Below are 18,524 nucleotides of genomic sequence, written 5' to 3' on the forward strand. Positions count from 1 at the left end.
CCCTCCGACGCGTCCCGCCGACCCGGAAGGTCGGAGGCCCTCTGGGCGAACCGTCCGGAATGAGTTATAGTCATTATGACTCTAACAAGGGGAGTCGCCCGGCGGACGAAGGGACCGGCGATGTACAGCTCGGCCAACGTCTCGGAACGGCAGTCGCAGGCACCCGCGCTCGCCATCTCGACCGTGATCTTCGCGCTGCGGACCGACCCGGCATCGGGCCGGTCGGAGATCTGGTTGCCGCTCGTCCGGCGCATCCGCCAGCCGCACCTCGGCAAGTGGGCGTTGCCCGGCGGCCCGCTCGGAGCCCGTGAATCGCTGCAGGACGCGGCCGCACGGAATCTCCGGGAGACCACGGCCCTGGATCCCACCTACCTCGAACAGCTCTACGCCTTCGGGGGGCTGGACCGGTCCGCCACCCAGCGCCTCGTGTCCATCGTCTACTGGGCCCTCGTCCGTCCCGATCAGGCGGACCTGGCCCGGGACTCCGAGAACGTCCGCTGGTTCCGCGCCTCCGAGGCGTCGGGCCTCGCCTTCGACCACGACGAGATCGTCGCCTACGCGCTGGAGCGGTTGCGCGGGAAGGTCACCTACGGGTCCGTCGCCTACCACTTCCTGGGCGAGCGGTTCACCCTCGCGCAGCTGCGGGAGGTCTACGAGGCCGTGCTCGGCAAGCACCTCGATCCGGCCAACTTCCGGCGCCAGCTCCGGTCGGCGCAGGACATCGAGGCGACGGACGACGTGCTCCAGGGCGGGCGGAACCGGCCGCCCCGGCTCTACCGGTACACGGGGCCCTGACGCCCCGCCACCCACCAGACCCCATCCCGACCCCGCCGGCCGACGCGCCGGTCCCCACCCCAGGGAGAACGCCATGTCCGTCACCACCGCCATCCAGCTGATCGCCCGCGGCGAAGCCGGGCCCCCTGCGGACCCGGGGACCTGCTCGCCGGACCTCGCGCAGGACCCCTGGTCCTTCGACGCCCTCCCCATGCCCGGCTACGGCCCCGGCGCCTCGATGCACGACACGGCCCCGGCCGCGACTCCCCGGCAGGGAGAGCTGCCGGAGGAGTACCGGACGGCGTCCCCCGAGGAGCTGGACCGGCGCATCCGCGCGGCCCGGGAGACCCTCGGGGAGTCCGTCGTCGTCCTCGGCCACTTCTACCAGCGCGACGAGGTGGTGCAGTACGCCGACTTCGTGGGCGACAGCTACCAGCTCGCGCGCGCCGCCACGGAACGCACGGCGGCCGAGGCCATCATCTTCTGCGGCGTGCACTTCATGGCGGAGACGGCGGACATGCTATCCACGCCGGAGCAGGCCGTGATCCTGCCCAACCTCGCGGCCGGCTGCTCGATGGCCGACATGGCGGACATCGACTCCGTCTCCGAGTGCTGGGACCAGCTCACCGCGCTCCTCGGATCCGAGCCGGACGCCACGGGCCGCCGGCCCGTGATCCCGGTGACGTACATGAACTCCTCGGCCGCCCTGAAGGGCTTCTGCGGGGAGAACGGCGGGATCGTGTGCACCTCCTCGAACGCCGCCGCCGTGCTGGAGTGGGCGTTCGAGCGGGGCCAGCGCGTCCTGTTCTTCCCGGACCAGCACCTCGGGCGCAACACGGCGAAGGCCATGGGCGTGCCGCTGGAGCACATGCCCCTGTGGAACCCGCGCAAGCCCTGGGGCGGCACGGACGAGCAGACGCTGCGCGACTCCCGCGTGATCCTCTGGCACGGCTTCTGCTCGGTGCACCGGCGCTTCACCGTGGCGCAGATCGAGAAGGCCCGCGCCGAGCACCCCGACGTCCGCGTGATCGTGCACCCCGAGTGCCCCATGCCCGTGGTCGACGCCGCCGACGAGGCGGGATCGACCGACTACATTCGCAAGGCGATCGACGCCGCCGCGCCCGGCAGCACCTTCGCCGTCGGCACGGAGATCAACATGGTGAATCGGCTCGCCGCCCAGTACCCGCAGCACACCATCTTCTGCCTCGACCCGGTCATCTGCCCGTGTTCCACGATGTACCGCATCCACCCGGGCTACCTCGCCTGGGTGCTCGAGGGGCTCGTGCAGGGCCGGGTGCTCAACCGGATCACGGTTCCCGACGCCGTCGCCGCGCCGGCGCGGGTCGCGCTGAATCGGATGCTCGCGGTCCGGCCATGACAGCCGGCGGCGTGCGGCGCGTGGTCATCGTCGGCTCGGGCGGCGCGGGCCTGCAGACCGCCCTGGCGCTGCGCCGGCTCGCGCCGCACTGCGCGGTGGTCCTCATCTCCAAGACGGCGCTCGCGGAGAGCAACACCCGGTACGCACAGGGCGGGATCGCCGCCGTCGTGCCGGATGCGGCGGACAGCGGGGCGGCCGCCGAGGGCCCGCACGATTCCGTCGCCGCCCACATCGCCGACACGCTGGCCGCCGGTGCGGGGCTGGCCGATCCCGAGGCGGTCGACGTGCTCTGCGGGGAGGCGGCGCAGGGGATCGCTTCCCTCCGGGCCGCGGGCGTCGTCTTCGACACCTCCGCGACCGACGCGGGCGCGCCGGCCCGGGGACGCGAGGCCGCGCACTCCGCGGCGAGGATCCTGCACCTCGGCGGCGACGCCACCGGGGCGGGACTCGTCGCCGCGCTCACCGCCGCGGTGCGCCGCGACCCCGGCATCGAGGTCCTCGAGGACACCCTCGTGACGCGCGTCCTGCTCGACGACGACGCCCCGGCACTCGAGGGCGCCCGGCGCGCGTCGGGCGTCGCGGTGCTCCACGGCGGAGTCGCACGGGACATCCACTCCGACGCCGTCGTCCTCGCGACGGGCGGGGCGGGCCAACTCTTCGCGGCCACGACCAATCCCCGGATCGCCACGGGCGACGGCGTCGCCCTCGCCTGGCGTGCCGGTGCCGCGGTGGCGGACCTCGAGTTCTTCCAGTTCCACCCCACCTCCCTGGACGTCCCCGGCAACCCGCTGATCTCGGAGGCGGTCCGGGGCGAGGGTGCGCGCCTGGTCGACGCCGGCGGCCGCCGCTTCATGACCGATTACCATCCGGACGGTGACCTCGCGCCGCGGGATGTCGTCTCGCGCAGCATCGCGCAGCACCTCGCCCGCGACCGGCGGTCCGGCGCGTACCTCGACGCGACGCACCTGGGCCGGGCGTTCCTGGCGCGGCGCTTCCCCACCCTCACGGCGCTGACCGCGCAGCACGGCTTCGACTGGTCCTCCACGCCGGTCCCGGTGGTCCCGGCAGCCCACTACTGGATGGGCGGCGTGCGGACCGACACCTCGGGGCGGACCTCGGTCCCGGGCCTCTTCGCGGTCGGGGAGGTCGCCCGGACGGGCGTGCACGGCGCGAACCGGCTCGCCTCCAACAGCCTGCTGGAGGGCGTGGTGTTCGGTGCCCGCTGCGCGCAGGCGCTCGCCGACGGCGGGGGGACGGCGCCGCGGTTCGACGTCGAACACCTCGACCTCGAGGCGGAGGAGACGGCCACGCAGCCGTTCACCCGGGGCGAGCTGCAGGCGGTCATGTCCGACCACGCGGGAGTGCTGCGCACGGGTGCCGGACTGGAGCTCGCCCGCAAAAACCTCGCCTCCTACAGCCCCGACACCGACCCCGAGCTCGCCGACCTGCTGCTCTGCGCACGGCTGCTCGTGCACGCGGCGTCCCGCCGGGCCGGGTCCTGCGGGGCACACCACCGCCTGGACCAGCCCGATGCCGCGCCGCGCGCCCCGGCTCCGAGCCGGTCCTACGCACGAGCCACCGAAGGAACGCACCCATGACCGAGACCGCACCCGCCGCCGCCGTCCTGCAGGACGCCGTCGCGCCGCCGCCCCGGCACCTGATCGACGCCGTCGTCGCTGCCGCCCTCGCCGAGGACGCACCGTGGGGCGACCTCACCTGCCAGGCCCTGATCGACGCCGACCAGCGGGCGACGGCGACGATCACGGCCCGGGAACCCGGCGTCCTCTGCGGGACGGCCGCCATCGAGGCCGCGATGCGCCTCACCGATCCCCGCATCCGGGTCGCGTTCCCGCGCACCGACGGTGCCGTCTTCGCCGCGGGCGACACCCTCGCGGAGATCACGGGACCGGCCGCCGGCATCCTCACCGCCGAGCGGACCGCCCTCAACATCGCGCAGCGGCTCAGCGGGATCGCGACCCTGACCCGTGCATTCGTGGACGCCGCGGCGGGCACCCGGGCGCGCATCACCGACACCCGCAAGACGACGCCCGGACTCCGGGTGCTGGAGCGCTGGGCCGTCCGCTGCGGGGGCGGCTCGAACCACCGCGCCGGCCTGTCCGACGCCGTGATGGTCAAGGACAACCACCTGGCGCTCCTCGCCGTGGACGGACCGGACGCCCTCACCGAGGCCCTCCGGTCCGCGCGGTCGAGGCTCCCGCACACGGTGCACATCGAGGTGGAGGTGGACCGGCTGGACCAGCTCGACCCCGTGCTCGCCGCCGGGGTGGACACCATCATGCTCGACAACTTCGCGCCCGCCGACCTCGCGGAGGGCGTGCGCCGAATCGACAGCCGTGCACTCGTCGAGGCCAGCGGCAACGTCCGCCTCGACACGGTGCCGGCGATCGCCGCCACCGGCGTCGACATCATCTCCGTGGGTGCGCTCACCCACAGCGTCCGGGCCCTCGATCTGGGCCTGGACTTCGTCGCGCACCGGAGCGCGACCATCGACCGGGGAGGGCAGCCATGATCTACCTCGACGCCGCCGCCACCGCGCCCACCCGTCGGGAGGTCCTCGAGGAGATGTGGCCCCTGCTGACCACGACGTTCGGCAACCCGTCCAGCCACCACACCTACGGGGAGGCCGCGGCGTCGGACTACGCGCGTGCCCGGGCCCGCATCGCCGTCCTGCTCGGCTGCCGGCCGGGAGAGCTGGTCTTCACCTCGGGCGGCACGGAGGCGGACAACCTGGCGCTGAAGGGGATGGCTCTCGCCGCCCCGCGCGGTCGGCACATCGTCACCAGCGCGATCGAGCACCCGGCGGTGCTGGAGGTCCTCTCCTACCTGCGGCAGTTTCACGGCTTCCGGATCACGGTGCTGCCCGTCTCCGGCACCGGCCGGGTCTCGCCGTCGGATCTCGCCGCCGCACTCGAGGACACGACGACGCTGTGCACCGTGATGTACGCCAACAACGAGGTGGGCACCGTCCAGGACATCCCGGCCCTCGCGGAGGTCTGCCGCCGCGCCGGCGTGCCGTTCCACACCGACGCCGTGCAGGCCACGGGATGGCTGCCCCTGGACGTGGACCGTCTCGGTGTCACGGCCCTCAGCCTCTCGGGCCACAAGCTCGGCACACCGAAGGGGATCGGCCTGCTGTACCTCCGATCCGGGACCGCCTGCGAACCGGTGCTGCACGGCGGTGGCCAGGAGCGCGGGCGCCGGTCGGGGACGGAGAACGTGGCCGGGGCCGTGGGGCTGGCCCGGGCGCTGGAACTCGCCCGGGCGGCCCTGCCCGGTGCCGCCGAGCGGTGCACGGCGTCCCGCGACGCCCTGATCGCCCACGTGCTCGCCGGGGTGCACGGCGCGCTGCTCACGGGTGACGCCTCCCGCCGCCTCCCGAACCTGGCCTCCTTCTGCTTCCCCGGCGTCAGCGGTGAGGCGATCCTCCTGGAACTCGAGCGCCGCGGCGTGGTGTGTTCGAGCGGGTCCGCGTGCGCCGCCGGATCCTCCGAGCCGTCCGCGGTCCTGCTCGCGCTCGGGCTGGACGAGGAGACGGCCCGGAGCGCCGTGCGGCTCTCCTGGACGCCGGACACGTCCTCCGCCGACCTCGACCGGGCGGCCCACGCCGTCGTCGCCGCCGTGGAAGCGGTCCGGTCCCTCGGCGCGGCACCCGCGGGCAGCCACGCCGCCGCCTAGAATGACGCCACCGAGCCACATCCAGGGAGGGACGCCATGGAGCACCGACCGTCCGCACGGCCGGGCAGGCGGAGACTGCCGCAGGCCCTCGCCGCCGGCGCACTGATCCTGACGCTGGTTACTGCGTGCACCGGCGCCGAGGGCGACGCCGCGCCGCCGCCCGCCGTGACCGCGACAGCCGAGCCGGCCGAGCGCGCGGCGGCACCGCTGCGCGAGGCCCGCGAGGGCTGGAAGGTCTTCTCCGATCCGGGACGGCTGCTGAGCTTCGAGCTGCCCGAGGAATGGCTGGTGCAGCTCCTCGAACCGGAGCCCGGCGTCCACGCCCCCGGCTCACTGCACTACGCGGTCCGCACCCCGGAGGGCGTCACGATCGCCGAGCTGCACACCGGGATCCTGACGCCGGAGGCGCCCTGCCCCGACGCGGACCGCACGCCCTACCACGTGATCGTCAGTGAACCGCTGGAACTCACGGGGGAGGCTCCGGCGACGGCGGACGTCGGGCCGCGGGTCGTGGTACGGCTCATCACGGGTTTCCGCTTCTTCGCCTCCTACGGCATCGCCGACCAGGTGGGCGGCGCGGACGGACTCGCGTGCGCCCTGTCCAACACCGTCCAGGGCGGAGAGGCCCTCGGGCGGATCAGCTTCGGGGACCTCGAGGTGCTGGTGCCGAAGGCACCCGCGAACACCGGACCGCAGAACGTCACCTTCGGGACGATCGGGGAGGCCCAGGCCTTCTACGCCCGCCCGGACTTCGCGACCATCCGCGAGATGCTCGGTTCCCTCCGGATCGCCCCCGGCACCACCGGCTGAGGCGTCCCGCGCCCGCCCGGTGCGGCGGTCCTCAGCCGACGGGCTGCAGGGCCGCGAAGTCCACGCCGCTGAGCACGACGCTGCGGTTCCAGAGGCGCACCGCGATGTCCCGGTCCAGCACGCGGGGCGCGGGGGCCACCAGGCGGGGGGCGCCGCGGGTCTCGCCGAACCCGGACGGACCGTAGTAGTCGCCGCCCCGGACGTCGTCGGCGGTGGCCGCGTAGAGCGTGGGCAGCGCACCGTCGGCCGCGGACTGGCCCATCAGCGCGATGAAGCCGGAGAGCACGTCGAGGAGCGCCGGCAGCCTCATGCCGGCCGTCAGGTTGGTGGTGGCCCCGCCGGGATGCGCCGCCACCGATGTGAGGTCCCAGCCCGCGGCGCGCGCGCGGCGGTCGAGCTCGACCATGAAGTAGAGGTTGGCGATCTTGCTCTGCCCGTACGCCGCCCACCGGCGGTAGCGGTGCTCGGACTGCAGGTCGTCGAAGTCGATGCGCCCACCCTTGTGGGCGAGGCTCGAGAGGGTGACGACGCGGGAGGACCCGGCCTCGCGCAGGTTGGGCAGCAGCAGGCCCGTCAGGGCGAAATGACCGAGGTGGTTGGTGCCGAACTGCAGCTCGAAGCCGTCGGCCGTCGTCGACCGCGGCGTCGCCATCACCCCGGCGTTGTTGACAAGGAGATGCACCGGACCGCCGAGGTCGGCGGCGAACGCGCGGATCGACTGCAGGCTGCCGAGATCGAGGATGCGCAGCTCCACCCGATCGCTGCCCGTGAGCGAGCGCACCCGCTGCTCGGCGTCGCGCCCGCGCTCCTCGCTGCGGCAGGCGAGGACGACCTCGGCACCCTTCCGCGCGAGGCCGACGGCGGTCTGCAGGCCCAGCCCGCTGTTGGCCCCGGTGATGACCGCACGCCTGCCCGTGAGATCGCCGATCGAGTCCGCTGTGAAGCCGTTCATCCTGGTCCTTGCCGTTCGTGTGTCGTGCCGGAGCGGGCATGCCCGTCGACGCCGTGGGCGCCGCGCGGGATCAGTCGCCCAGCCTGGCGTTGATCTTGTCCGTGAGGGCCTTGAGCTGGTCCATCTCCCCGGGGTTCAGGACGGGTGCGAGCACTTCCCGGATGCGCTGCACATGGCCCGAGCCGATCCGCCGCTGGAGCGCCCTGCCCTCCTCGGTCAGCGCGAGCTCGATGCCGCGGTGGTCGGCGGCGGCCGGCCTCCTGCGCACGAGGTTCCGGGCCTCGAGGCGCTCCACCATGCGGCTGAGGCTGGGCTGGCTGATCAGGAGGTAATGGTTGAGTTCATTGAGCCGCGTCCAGCCCGAGGGGCACCGGCTCAGGTTGAACAGGACGTCGTACTCCCGGATGGGCAGGTCCTTGAAGGCCGGGTCCTGCCGGATGCGCTGCATGATGCCCACCTGGGCCCGGAAGAGCGATTCCCAGGTCTCCGACGCCTGGCGGACCGAGGCAGCGCCCCCCGCGGCCCCGCCGCCCACCGGCTCGACGGCGGGCTCGACGGCGGGGTCGACGGCGGCGGGCGGGATGTCAGCCATGGCGTTCTCGGGCCTCCTGCCGGGGCACCGGCAACTAGATACGGACGCACCGAGTGTACGCCGTCCCCGTCCCGCCGGCGCACCGGTCAGGCCGCGGCCCGCCGGTGCAGCGCCCGCTGCTCGCGCCGGCCCTCCACGAGCCGGTACAGGACCGGGACCAGGACGAGGGTCAGCGCGGTGGAGGACACGAGTCCGCCGATCACCACGATCGCGAGGGGCTGCGAGATGAAGCCGCCCTTCCCCGTCAGGCCCAGGGCGAGCGGGGTCAGGGCGCAGATGGTCGCAAGCGCGGTCATGAGGATCGGGCGCAGGCGCTGGCGGGCTCCCTCGCGGATCGCGTCCGCCACCGGCAGTCCGGGCCGTCCCTCGTGGGGGAGGCGGTACTGGTTGATGAGGTCGATCAGCACGATCGCGTTCGTCACCACGATGCCCACGAGCATCAGCATGCCGATCAGGGAGGGCAGCCCGAGCGGCGTCCCGGTGACCAGCAGCAGGGCGATGGCGCCGGTGGCCGCGAACGGGATGGAGACGAGCAGGATCAGGGGCTGAACGAGGCTCTTGAACGTCGCCACCATGATCACGTAGACGATCGCGACGGCGGCCCACAGCGCGAGGAACAGCTGGTCGAACGATTCCGCCTGCTGGCTGGAGGCGCCGCCGACGGTCGCCGTGGCACCGGGCGGCAGGTCGATCCCGGCGAGGCGCTCGTTCACCGCGCCCGTGAGGGTGCCGAGATCGTCGTCGGACGGCGTGATCGAGATCCGGGCCGTCCGCTCGCCGTTGGAGCTCGTGACGGACAGCGGCACCTGGACCTCCTCGATCGAGGCGACGTCGGCCAGGGAGACGGGCCCCGTCGGCGTCGTGACCTGCAGGTCCCGGAGCTGGTCGAGGCTCGTGATCGCCGTCCCCTCGCCGATCAGCACGGGGAAGTCGTCGGCCTCGAACCGCACCGATCCTGCCGGTACCGGGCTGATGCTGCCGCCGAGGAGGCCCGCGATCTGGCCCTCGCTCAGTCCCGCCTCCACGGCGGCCGTGCGGTCCACGTCGATCTGGACCTGCGGCTGGGCCGCCGCGAGGTTGCTCGTGATCTCGCCCGCGCCGTCGAGCCCCTGCAGCCCCTCCAGCACGGCGGCGTCCGCGGCTTCGAGGTCCGCCGCGACGGGCGCCGTGATGTCGACGTCGATGGTGCTCGAGGTCCCGAAGCCGCCCTGCTGGCTGGACAGGGAGATGGTGCCGGCGTCCTCGAGGCCCTCGAGGTCCTGACGCACGGACTCCTGCAGGGCCTCCTGGTCGGCGTCCTGCTCGGTGATGACGGTGAAGGTGGCGACCGAGGCGCCGCCGGAGAACTGGGCGGCGAACGCGCCCTCGGGATTGCCGACCGTCAGCTGGACATCGCGGATGTCGGGGTTGTCCGCTAGGATCTCCTCCGTCCGCGCGGCCGTCTCCGCCGTCGTCGCCAGGCTGGTGCCCGGGGCGAGGGTCTGCGTGATGGAGAAGCTGTTCTGGCCCGAGGAGCCGAGCAGGTTGGTCGGCAGGAACGGGACCATGGCAGCCGTGGCGCCCAGCACGATCACGCCGCTGACGAGGGTGATGACGGGGTGGCGCTGGGTGCCGGTGAGGATCGGGAGGTAGCCGCGCTGGAGGAGGGACGGACGGTCCGACCCCGCCCGGGAGGCGGTGGCGCCGTCGGCGGGGGAGGCGTCCGGGGGCGTGCGCTTCAGGAACCAGTAGGCGAGCACCGGGACGATGGTCAGGGACACGCCGAGGGAGGCCAGCAGCGCGATCCCGGTGGTGATCGCGAAGGGCCGGAAGAGCTCGCCCGCCAGGCCGCCGACGAAGCCGATGGGCGCGAAGACCGCCACGGTGGTGAGGGTCGAGGCGGTGATGGCCCCGGCCACCTCCCGGACCGCGGTGAGGATGGCCTCGCGCTTCTCCTCGCCGTACCCGAGGTGCCGCTTGATGTTCTCGATGACGACGATCGAGTCGTCCACCACGCGCCCGACGGCGATCGTCAGGGCGCCGAGGGTCAGCAGGTTGAGGGAATACCCCGCGACGTACAGCCCGATGAACGTGACGAGCAGCGACAGCGGGATGGAGATCGCGGTGACCAGCGTCGAGCGGACGGAGAGGAGGAAGACGAGGATGATCAGCACGGCGAAGCCGAGGCCCAGCAGCCCCTCCGTGGTGAGGTCGTCGATACTGCGTTCGATGAACGGTGCCTGGTCGAAGACCACGGTGATGTCCGCCGCGTTGCCCAGCTCGGTCTCCAGCTCGGGGACGAGGGCCACGATCTGCTGCGAGATCTCCACGGTGTCGCCGTCGGGCACCTTCGTGACGCTGAGCGCGAGCGTCTCGATCCCGTTGGTGCGCGCCACGGAGCTCGGCGCGTCGTCGGCCAGACCGACGTCGGCGAGGTCGCCGATGGTCCTGACCGGCCCGGGGGAGGGCTCGTCCGAGGAGGGGAGCACCGGCAGCCCCTCGATGTCCTCGAGGGACCCGATGCGGCTGCCCGCCTGGATGGTCAGCGACCGTGGATCATCCTCGAGGCTGCCGACCGGGAACAGGGCGCCGTTGTCCTCGAGGGTGCTGCTGATGTCCCCGACCGTCAGGCCCGCGGCCGCGAGGGCTCCCTCGCGCGGGAGGATCGCGACGTGCTGCGTGGACCCGCCCGAGACGTCGGCGGTGCGCACGCCGTCGATCTTCTGCAGCCGGGGCACGGTCAGCCGGGCCAGGTCACCGTTCAGCTCGCTGAGCGACTGGTCGGAGGAGACCGCCATGAAGACGATCGGCAGGTCGCTGATGCTGCCCGCGAGGGCCTGCGGCTCGACGTCCTCCGGCAGGGTGGGACGCACCGTGGAGATCGCGCGGTCCACCTGCGCCCGGGCCCGGTCCAGGTTCGTGCCGTACACGAAGACCAGGCTCACGGTCGAGACGCCCGAGCGGGAGGTGGAGGACGAGGACTCGAGGCCCTCCACGCCGCTCAGGGCGGCCTCCAGCGGCTCGCTGACCTGCTGGTCGAGGTACTCCGGGGACGCGCCGGGCAGCGCGGAGATCACGGTGATCTGTGGGAACTCGAGCGACGGGATGAGCTCCTGCTTCAGGGAGCCGAGGGTGATCACCCCGAAGACCGACGCGAGGACGGTGATGAGCGCGATGAGCGCGCGGTTGCCGAGAGAGAAGTGGGCCAGACGGAACAAGGAACCTGCCTTCGATGCTGACGGTCGACCGGAGGCTCCGTCGGACGTTACTTGAGCTTGAGGACCCGGTCGGTCATCGACTGCACGTCGGCGGCCAGGGACGCGTTCTCGTTGAGCTTGACGCCGTACCCGGGCAGCATCTCCTTCAGCTTCGGCTCCCAGCCGGACATCTTGGCCGGGAAGCACCGCTTGAGCAGTTCCACCATGATCGGCGCCGCCGTGGAGGCTCCGGGGGAGGCCCCGAGGAGCGCGCCCACCGAGCCGTCCGCCGAGGTGATGACCTCGGTGCCGAACTGCAGCACGCCGCCCTTGCCCGGAGCCTTCTTGATGACCTGTACACGCTGGCCCGCGGAGATCAGTTCCCAGCTGCCGCCCTCCGCCGTGGGCAGGAAGTCGGTGAGGGCGTCGTTCTTGGCCTCGCGGTTCTTGAGGACCTCCGTGATGAGGTACTTCGTCAGCGACATGTTGTCCTTGGCGACCGCGAGCATCGGCACCAGGTTCGAGGGGCGGATCGACGTCGGCAGGTCCAGGTAGGAGCCGCGCTTGAGGAACTTGGTGGAGAACCCGGCGTACGGACCGAACAGCAGCGACCGCTCACCCTGGACGAAGCGTGTGTCCAGGTGCGGGACGGACATCGGCGGCGCGCCGACGGACGCCTGGCCGTACACCTTGGCGTTGTGCCGCCCCACGAGGTCCGGGTCGGTGCAGCGCAGGAACTGTCCGGAGACCGGGAAGCCAGCGAACCCGCGGCCCTCGGGGATGCCGCTGCGCTGGAGCAGGTGCAGGGCGCCGCCGCCGGCGCCGATGAAGACGAACTTCGTGGTGACGGTGCTCGTCTCGCCGGTCGCCTTGTTCCTGACCTTGACGTCCCAGCGGCCGTCCGTCGCCCGCGCGACGTCGAGGACGTCGAAGCCGTAGTGCAGGTCGACGCCGGTCCCCCCGAGGTAGGTGGTGAGGTGGCGCGTGAGGGCGCCGAAGTCGACGTCGGTGCCGCCCTCGACGCGGGAGGCCGCGACGGGCTGCGACGGGTTGCGGCCCTGCATCACCAGGGGAGTCCATCCGGCGATGGTGTCGTGGTCCTCGCTGTGCTCCATGGTGCTGAACAGCGGCTGCGGGCTGAGGGCGTCGTAGCGTCGGCGCAGGTACTCGGCGTTGGCCTGGCCCCACACGAAGCTCATGTGCGGCACCGGGTTGATGAAGGTACGGGGATCGCCGATGAGCCCCTCGGACACCAGGTGCGACCAGAACTGCCGGGACACCTGGAACTGCTCGTTGATCGCCACGGCCTTCGCCGGATCCACGGAGCCGTCCTTGCCGGCGGGCGAGTAGTTCAGCTCGCAGAGGGCGGAGTGCCCGGTGCCGGCGTTGTTCCAGGGGTCGGAACTCTCCAGGCCCGCGACGTCGAGCCGCTCGAACAGGGAGATGTCCCACTCGGGCTGCAGTTGCCGGAGGAACGCACCGAGGGTGGCGCTCATGATCCCGCCGCCGATCAGGACGACGTCGGTGGTCTTGGCAGGCGTGCCCTGAGTGTTTGAGGTCAACGGAGTCTCCAGTCGCGAGGTCACTAGCAGACAAAGACTAGCCGCAGGGGGTGACCGAACTTAAATCGTCCTGCGGGTCGCGGCTACGGGCAGCGGCGCGGCGTCCCGCGGTTCAGTCCGACGGCGTCGACCGGGGTTCGACGTCGGCCAGGTCGATGCGGTTGAAGACCTCGTTCATGACCGGGCTCACCGGGTAGGTGGTCACGCGCGGGCTCATCGCCAGCGCGGAGATGGGGAAGGCGAGCGGGACGGCAGGGATCCGGTCGGAGACCTGCGAGCTGATGTCCGCGTAGGCCGCGGTGCGGTCCTCGCCCGCCGGCAGTCCGCGGGCCCGGTTGATCTTGCTGAACAGCTGCGGGTCCTCGTAGGCGAACTCCTCCGAGTACTTGCCGAAGAGCGCACCGACGAAGTTGTCCGGGTCCTGGTAGCTGCCGCTCCACCCGAGCAGGTGGAAGGCCCGGTTGCCGGACTGCTGGACCGCTTCCACGTAGCCGTCGTTCCAGTCGACGGGGACGGGCTTGATGTTGAAGCCGGCCTCGGTCAGTTGCCGGCTCAGCTCGGCGTAGGCCTTCTCGGGGGACGGCAGGTAGGGCCTGGAGACGTTGCGGGGGTAGTAGAAGGGCAGTTCCCGCCCGTCGTACCCGGAGCGTTCGAGCAGGTCCTTGGCGAGCTCGAGGTCGTAGCCGTAGTCCTCCACCGTCTCGTTGCTCACCCCGAGCTTCTCGGGGATGAACTGGCGGGCCTGTTTGGTGCCGTTGAGGAAACGGCCGTCGATGAGGGCGCCCTTGTCGACGGCGTGGGCGACGGCCTCGCGGAACAGGGGGTCGTCGACGCCGGGGAAGCCCTGGTTCATGCCGAGGTAGAGCACGGAGTAAGGGTCGCGCTGCAGGAACTGCAGCCCGTTGCGGGCGAGGTCGACGGCGCTGTCCACGGACACGAAGTCGTAGCCGTCGATCCGGCCCGAGGCCAGGGCGCGTGCCCGGGAGTCCGCGTTGGCGATGGTGGTGAACACCACGCGTTCCACATCGCCGCGCTCGCCCCAGTACCCGTCGAAGAACTCGAGCTCCACGTCCCCTGCCTCCCAGGAGACGAACCGGAACGGGCCGGTCCCGACGGGCGTCTGGCCGTAGCGGGAGATCGCGGCGCCGTCGCGTGTCTCGGTGAGGTCGTCCGCGGCACCGGCCTCGAGCGCGGCGGGGGAGGACATGGCGAAGGCGGGCGTGGCGAGGGCCGGGATGAGTCCCGTGCTCCGGGAAGTGAGCTGCAGGTCCACCGTGTGCTCCGAGGTCGGCGTGCAGTCCTCGTAGAGGCTCATCTCGGGAGTGTCGGAGTAGCCCTTGAACACGTTCTCGAACGGCAGCCGGCTCGTGGCGGCACGCGTGCTCTCGGGGAGCGTGTACCAGCGGTCGAAGTTGGCGCACACGGCCGCCGCGTCGAAGGGCTCGCCGTCGTGGAAGACGACGTCGTCGCGCAGCGTGAACTCGTAGGACCGCCCGTCCTCCGACTCCTCCCAGGATTCGGCCAGCAGCGGCGTCGGTTCGGAGGTCAGCGGATCGACGCCCACGAGCCCCTGGAGGATCTGCTGGCTCACGCGGAAGGACTCGGTGTCGTTGGCGAGCGCGGGGTCGAGCGTGCGCGGGTGTGCCGCGGTCCCGAAGGTGAAGGTGGCCGCCTCGGAGACGGGAGGCGCCGTCGTCGTCGCCGGCTGGGGCTGCGGGAGCTGGCCGGCGGTGCAGGAGACGAGGGACGCCGCGGAGACGAGGACGACGGCCATCCTGGCGACGCGCGTTCCACCGTGGGTCGCCCGTCCGTGGCTGGTGCGGCGCGCGGCGGCGTTGTTCACTGGCGTCGATCTCCGAAGGGCAGGGGCCGGTCCCTGATGGACCGGTGTGTGGAATGCCCCAGTGTAGGCGATCGCCCTGTCCGCGCCGCCCAGGAGTGGGGTGAGCGGCCCCACGGACAGGCCCCCTCACCCCAGCGGGGTGAGGGGGCCTGTCCGTGATCCCCGGAGCACGTTAGAGGGGTACACCAGGGAGGTCGGGGTCCCTAGTTGGCCGGAGGCGTCAGGACGGTGTCGACGAGGTAGACGACGGCGTTGGCGGTCTGGACGCCACCGCAGATGACGTTGGCGCCGTTGACCTGGAGCTCGTCACCGGAGCCGGTGATCTCGACGTCCCCACCCTGGACCGTGGTCTGCGTGGTGCCCTCGAGCTCGGACGGCTGGATCTTGCCCGGCACCACGTGGTACGTGAGGATGCTGGAGAGGCCCTCGGTGTCGGTCTTCAGGCCCTCGACGGTCTCGGCCGGCAGTGCTGCGAAGGCTTCGTCGACCGGTGCGAAGACGGTGAACTCGTCGCCGTTGAGGGTGTCGACGAGATTGACGTCGGGGTTGATGCCACCGGAGACGGCGGCGGTCAGCTGGGTCAGGAGGGGGTTGTTCCCGGCGGCGGTGGCCACGGGATCGAGGGCCATGCCGGCCACCGATCCGTCACCCTCGGGCACCTCGGCGGCGTAGCCCTCGCAGCCGGGGCCGACGAGGTTCGCGGCGGGGTCCATCATGGCGTCCTCGGAGGGGCTCATGCTGGCCTCCATCGAGGGGGACTCGCTCGCCATGCTCGTCTCTTCCGCCATGCTGCTCGGGGCGGCCTCGGATGCTGCGTCGGTGCCGCCGCCGCAGGCCGCGAGACCGAACATCGAGACTGCCGCGATACCGAGGACGGACAGGTTCCTACGCTTGGTGATCTGCATGAATTTCCTCCAAAGTGACGACCCGGCGGGTGCCTGGGTCAGTGACTGTCGTGTGAAGGACACCGTGTCGATGTCTCGGAGGTACTTCGGGGGTGCCCGAGGGGTGGATGGGTGGAATCTTCGAGAAAGGTTCTTCGCAACCGGCCCGTGACCTGCGGCGATGGCGGGAGAGCTGCCGTGGGGCAGAGAACAGCCCCTCCGCGCGGCGTGCCCGGAGGGGCTGTTCGGACCGGTCGGGGACCGTCCGTCTGCTGGTGCTGCTGGTGCTGCTGGTGCGCAAGAGGGGACTTGAACCCCTACGTCCGAAGACACTGGAACCTAAATCCAGCGCGTCTGCCAATTCCGCCACTCGCGCTCGGAACGCCGCTCGTGCCGAGGGCGTTCCTTCGTCCTTCACTGTAGCGCCACCGGAGCGGCGGCCTCCGTGCGTGAAGGGTTCCTACTGGTCGATCCCGAGGTCGCGGCGCAGCTTCGCGACGTGCCCGGTGGCCCGGACGTTGTACTGGGCCACCGCGACCTTGCCGTCGGGGTCGACGACGATGGTGGAGCGGATGAGGCCCTCGTAGGTCTTCCCGTAGTTCTTCTTCTCGCCCCACGCCCCGTACGCCTCCGCGACGGCGTGGTCCTCGTCCGAGAGGAGGGGGAAGGTGAGCGATTCCTTCTCGGTGAAGGCAGCCAGCTTGCGGACCGGGTCGGGGGAGATCCCGAGCACCCGGTACCCGGCGGCCGCGAGGGACGCCAGGTTGTCGCGGAAGTCACAGGCCTCGGTGGTGCAGCCGGGGGTGGCGGCGGCAGGATAGAAGTAGACGACGACGTTGCCGCCCCGCAGGGAGGACAGCGTGACGTCGTTGCCGGCGGCATCCGTCAATGTGAAATCCGGGGCACTGTCGCCCGTGGTCAGTCGTTCCGACATGCATACTCCTGGGGATCGATGGGACGGCGGGACGCGCCCGCGTGCAGGGGGCGGCGGCCGGGTTGGAGAGCCGGGCCGGCCGGCCTAGCTATCATAGGGGGAAGGTCCGACGCCGACGGCGGCCGCCGGTCTCCTGAGCGAGAGGAAGTGCACGGTTCTATGCCCGATCTGGAGCAATGGCCCACCGGTCGACTGTTGACGACAGCCGCGCGGCTGGTCGAGCACGCATGGAACGAGCGTCTGGTCGACATCGGGGTGACCCACGCAGGCGTGATCGCCCTCGGCGTCCTTGCGAACGAGGGGGCGATGACGCAGGCGAGCCTGGCGCAGATCGTGCGCGTGCAGGCGCAGACGATGGGCAAGACCCTCACCCGGCTCGAGTCCCGGGGCCACGTCACTCGCGTGCGGAACGATCTGGATCGGCGCTCCCACATGGTGTCGATCTCGCCCGCGGGACGTCAGGTCCTCGAGGCCTCCGAGGACATCGAGCGCACCCTCGTGGCCGGGGGAGGCCTGGTGTCCGAGGAACTACGGGACCACCTCAAGACCGTCATCCGGGAACTCGGCGCCCCGCGCTGGAGCTACACGGCTGCGGGCTCGGCATCGGGCGAGGACGCCGCCGCTGACGGCTCGGATGCCGGACCGGCCGCCACCATGTCCACCTGACCCGACGACCGTCCCACCCCGCTCCGTACACGCGCCCCGTCCCACGAGAGCGAGCCTGCCCGTGATCCCGCAGCCCCGCCCCGTGCCGGCCACGGACACGGACACGGCCGACAACCCCATCCTCCACATACAGCGCGAGCAGGGGGCCGACCTGTTCTGGAGGGCGGCCCTGGTCCTCGCGGTGTTCCTCATCGCGGCGATCGTCGTGACCCTCATCGGGGTGCCGGTCATGCTCATGGTGAGGTTCTGGAACCCCTGGCTGCTGTTCACCCTGGTCTTCGTCGCGGCCGGGATCCTGCTCCTGGTCAAGACCGTTGCCGGCCTCCGGACGATGGCGTGGCAATCACGCCACCGCTCGAGTTTCGTACTCCGCGACACCTGCATCGAGACGACCGAGTGGAACACGGTGGGTGCCGAAGCGCCGGTGCGCCGGGTGATCCCGATGGGAGCGATCGCCTCGGTGGTCGCTTCCCACCGGATCGTGCGGCGGGTGATGCGGACCAGGATCGGCGGTGGGGTGATCACCGAGACAGCGCCGATCCTGCACATCCTCTTCGATCAGGACGGGCGCCGTCAGATCAGCAGCGTTCCCTTCCCCTCCCACAAGGATCCCGGCGTGGACACGTGGATCGACGAGCTGCGCAGGCGCGACGTCCGGCTCGGCTACACCGCGCGGTTGCTGTCGTGGAAGGAGGAGGACTACCTCAGCGACGAGGCGCGGCTCGGATACTTCGCGACCACCGACGAGGTCCTCGACTACCCCGCCACGGGCGGCTGGCTGGAGAACGCGGCCGGCCTGGGGGACCGCTGGCGCCGGAACGCCGAGGAGATCCAGGAACAGGCGGAGCGGCGCGACCCGGGCCTGCGCCAGAAGCGTCTGAGGCCCACCGGACGGTCCTGGCTCCAGGGCGCGTGGTTGGCCGTCATGTACGCGACGGGCGCAGGGTTCCTGCTGCCCTATCTCGTGGAGGACGGACTGCTGCCCCTCGCCGCCTGGCCGTTGCAGCTCCTCGTGGTCCTTCCTGCCGCAGGGCTCTTCTTCCTGCCGCTGCGCCGGGGTCTGCGCTGGTACCACGTGGCGGTGTGCTGGCTGTTGCTGGTCGTCACGGCCTTCACCGTCGTCGTCGGCGTCGAGGGACTGGGGCGTGCGGCGGAGGACATGGCGCTGATCGGTTTCGGACTGACCGTCCTCTCGGCAGGTCTGCTGTGGGCCCCGTACCTGCTCGTGAAGCGCAGCGTCACCCCCTGAGGGCGGGG

The 18,524-nt window shown here is 71.6% G+C and carries 14 protein-coding genes, 1 tRNA gene and 1 pseudogene; 8 read left to right on the forward strand and 8 right to left on the reverse strand.

All coding sequences use genetic code 11. The annotated features are described in order from the left end of the window. Positions 1-120: 120 nt before the first annotated feature. From ACSGDB_RS07415 to ACSGDB_RS07440, 6 genes and pseudogenes are all read left to right on the forward strand, one after another. Positions 121-789 (forward strand): annotated as a pseudogene (locus tag ACSGDB_RS07415) (NUDIX hydrolase); the annotation flags it as partial. A gap of 79 nt (positions 790-868) precedes the next feature. Further along, complete coding sequence (gene nadA, locus ACSGDB_RS07420; protein WP_434993895.1) at positions 869-2,152, forward strand: quinolinate synthase NadA; 1,284 nt, start codon at positions 869-871, stop codon at positions 2,150-2,152. After that, positions 2,149-3,750: an L-aspartate oxidase gene (gene nadB / locus ACSGDB_RS07425; protein ID WP_434993896.1), complete on the forward strand. Its 1,602-nt coding sequence runs from the start codon at positions 2,149-2,151 to the stop codon at positions 3,748-3,750. The genes nadA and nadB overlap by 4 nt, the downstream gene beginning before the upstream one ends. Beyond that, positions 3,747-4,682, forward strand: a complete 936-nt coding sequence (gene nadC, locus ACSGDB_RS07430; RefSeq protein ID WP_434993898.1) for a carboxylating nicotinate-nucleotide diphosphorylase — start codon at positions 3,747-3,749, stop codon at positions 4,680-4,682. Before nadB ends, nadC begins: the two co-directional genes overlap by 4 nt. Beyond that, on the forward strand, positions 4,679-5,848 hold the full coding sequence (locus tag ACSGDB_RS07435; RefSeq protein ID WP_434993899.1) for a cysteine desulfurase family protein: 1,170 nt from the start codon (positions 4,679-4,681) through the stop codon (positions 5,846-5,848). Before nadC ends, ACSGDB_RS07435 begins: the two co-directional genes overlap by 4 nt. Before the next feature lie 36 nt (positions 5,849-5,884). Beyond that, positions 5,885-6,658 (forward strand): hypothetical protein, encoded by a 774-nt coding sequence (locus ACSGDB_RS07440; protein WP_434993900.1) that lies wholly within the window; start codon positions 5,885-5,887, stop codon positions 6,656-6,658. A 31-nt stretch (positions 6,659-6,689) separates the two neighbouring features. Here the strand turns inward: ACSGDB_RS07440 and ACSGDB_RS07445 are convergent, their stop codons facing one another. From ACSGDB_RS07445 to bcp, 8 genes are all read right to left on the reverse strand, one after another. Continuing rightward, complete coding sequence (locus ACSGDB_RS07445) at positions 6,690-7,610, reverse strand: oxidoreductase (protein WP_434993901.1); 921 nt, start codon at positions 7,608-7,610, stop codon at positions 6,690-6,692. Positions 7,611-7,680: 70 nt separating this feature from the next. Continuing rightward, a complete protein-coding gene (locus tag ACSGDB_RS07450) occupies positions 7,681-8,202 on the reverse strand; it encodes a MarR family winged helix-turn-helix transcriptional regulator (protein WP_434993903.1) in 522 nt (173 codons plus the stop codon). An 86-nt stretch (positions 8,203-8,288) separates the two neighbouring features. Beyond that, entirely contained in the window at positions 8,289-11,399 is a 3,111-nt protein-coding gene (locus tag ACSGDB_RS07455; protein ID WP_434993904.1) for an efflux RND transporter permease subunit, read from the reverse strand. A gap of 47 nt (positions 11,400-11,446) precedes the next feature. Beyond that, the gene (locus ACSGDB_RS07460; RefSeq protein ID WP_434993906.1) at positions 11,447-12,940 is read right to left on the reverse strand and encodes a malate:quinone oxidoreductase; all 1,494 of its coding nucleotides are present in this window, start codon (positions 12,938-12,940) and stop codon (positions 11,447-11,449) included. A 112-nt stretch (positions 12,941-13,052) separates the two neighbouring features. Next, the gene (locus ACSGDB_RS07465; protein ID WP_434993907.1) at positions 13,053-14,783 is read right to left on the reverse strand and encodes an ABC transporter substrate-binding protein; all 1,731 of its coding nucleotides are present in this window, start codon (positions 14,781-14,783) and stop codon (positions 13,053-13,055) included. Between the two features lie 203 nt (positions 14,784-14,986). Then, positions 14,987-15,688 (reverse strand): fasciclin domain-containing protein, encoded by a 702-nt coding sequence (locus ACSGDB_RS07470; protein ID WP_434993908.1) that lies wholly within the window; start codon positions 15,686-15,688, stop codon positions 14,987-14,989. Between the two features lie 270 nt (positions 15,689-15,958). After that, positions 15,959-16,043, reverse strand: a tRNA-Leu gene (locus tag ACSGDB_RS07475). Between the two features lie 84 nt (positions 16,044-16,127). Continuing rightward, positions 16,128-16,601: a thioredoxin-dependent thiol peroxidase gene (gene bcp / locus ACSGDB_RS07480; protein ID WP_434993909.1), complete on the reverse strand. Its 474-nt coding sequence runs from the start codon at positions 16,599-16,601 to the stop codon at positions 16,128-16,130. 159 nt (positions 16,602-16,760) lie between these two features. Here bcp and ACSGDB_RS07485 point away from each other — a divergent pair, with 159 nt between their 5' ends. Then, positions 16,761-17,267, forward strand: a complete 507-nt coding sequence (locus tag ACSGDB_RS07485) for a MarR family winged helix-turn-helix transcriptional regulator (RefSeq protein ID WP_434993911.1) — start codon at positions 16,761-16,763, stop codon at positions 17,265-17,267. 61 nt (positions 17,268-17,328) lie between these two features. Beyond that, a complete protein-coding gene (locus ACSGDB_RS07490) occupies positions 17,329-18,516 on the forward strand; it encodes a hypothetical protein (RefSeq protein ID WP_434993912.1) in 1,188 nt (395 codons plus the stop codon). The last annotated feature ends 8 nt before the right edge of the window (positions 18,517-18,524 follow it).

The sequence above is a fragment of the Arthrobacter sp. Ld5 genome (assembly GCF_051172775.1).
In the GTDB taxonomy this organism is placed as follows: domain Bacteria; phylum Actinomycetota; class Actinomycetes; order Actinomycetales; family Micrococcaceae; genus Arthrobacter_D.

What these genes read in the sequence shown, in the direction of transcription:
- nadA (WP_434993895.1), top strand. Translation starts at nt 869, where the DNA reads ATGTCCGTCACCACCGCCATCCAGCTGATCGCCCGCGGCGAAGCCGGG.
- nadB (WP_434993896.1), top strand. Translation starts at nt 2,149, where the DNA reads ATGACAGCCGGCGGCGTGCGGCGCGTGGTCATCGTCGGCTCGGGCGGC.
- nadC (WP_434993898.1), top strand. Translation starts at nt 3,747, where the DNA reads ATGACCGAGACCGCACCCGCCGCCGCCGTCCTGCAGGACGCCGTCGCG.
- ACSGDB_RS07435 (WP_434993899.1), top strand. Translation starts at nt 4,679, where the DNA reads ATGATCTACCTCGACGCCGCCGCCACCGCGCCCACCCGTCGGGAGGTC.
- ACSGDB_RS07440 (WP_434993900.1), top strand. Translation starts at nt 5,885, where the DNA reads ATGGAGCACCGACCGTCCGCACGGCCGGGCAGGCGGAGACTGCCGCAG.
- ACSGDB_RS07445 (WP_434993901.1), bottom strand. Translation starts at nt 7,610, where the DNA reads ATGAACGGCTTCACAGCGGACTCGATCGGCGATCTCACGGGCAGGCGT.
- ACSGDB_RS07450 (WP_434993903.1), bottom strand. Translation starts at nt 8,202, where the DNA reads ATGGCTGACATCCCGCCCGCCGCCGTCGACCCCGCCGTCGAGCCCGCC.
- ACSGDB_RS07470 (WP_434993908.1), bottom strand. Translation starts at nt 15,688, where the DNA reads ATGCAGATCACCAAGCGTAGGAACCTGTCCGTCCTCGGTATCGCGGCA.
- bcp (WP_434993909.1), bottom strand. Translation starts at nt 16,601, where the DNA reads ATGTCGGAACGACTGACCACGGGCGACAGTGCCCCGGATTTCACATTG.
- ACSGDB_RS07485 (WP_434993911.1), top strand. Translation starts at nt 16,761, where the DNA reads ATGCCCGATCTGGAGCAATGGCCCACCGGTCGACTGTTGACGACAGCC.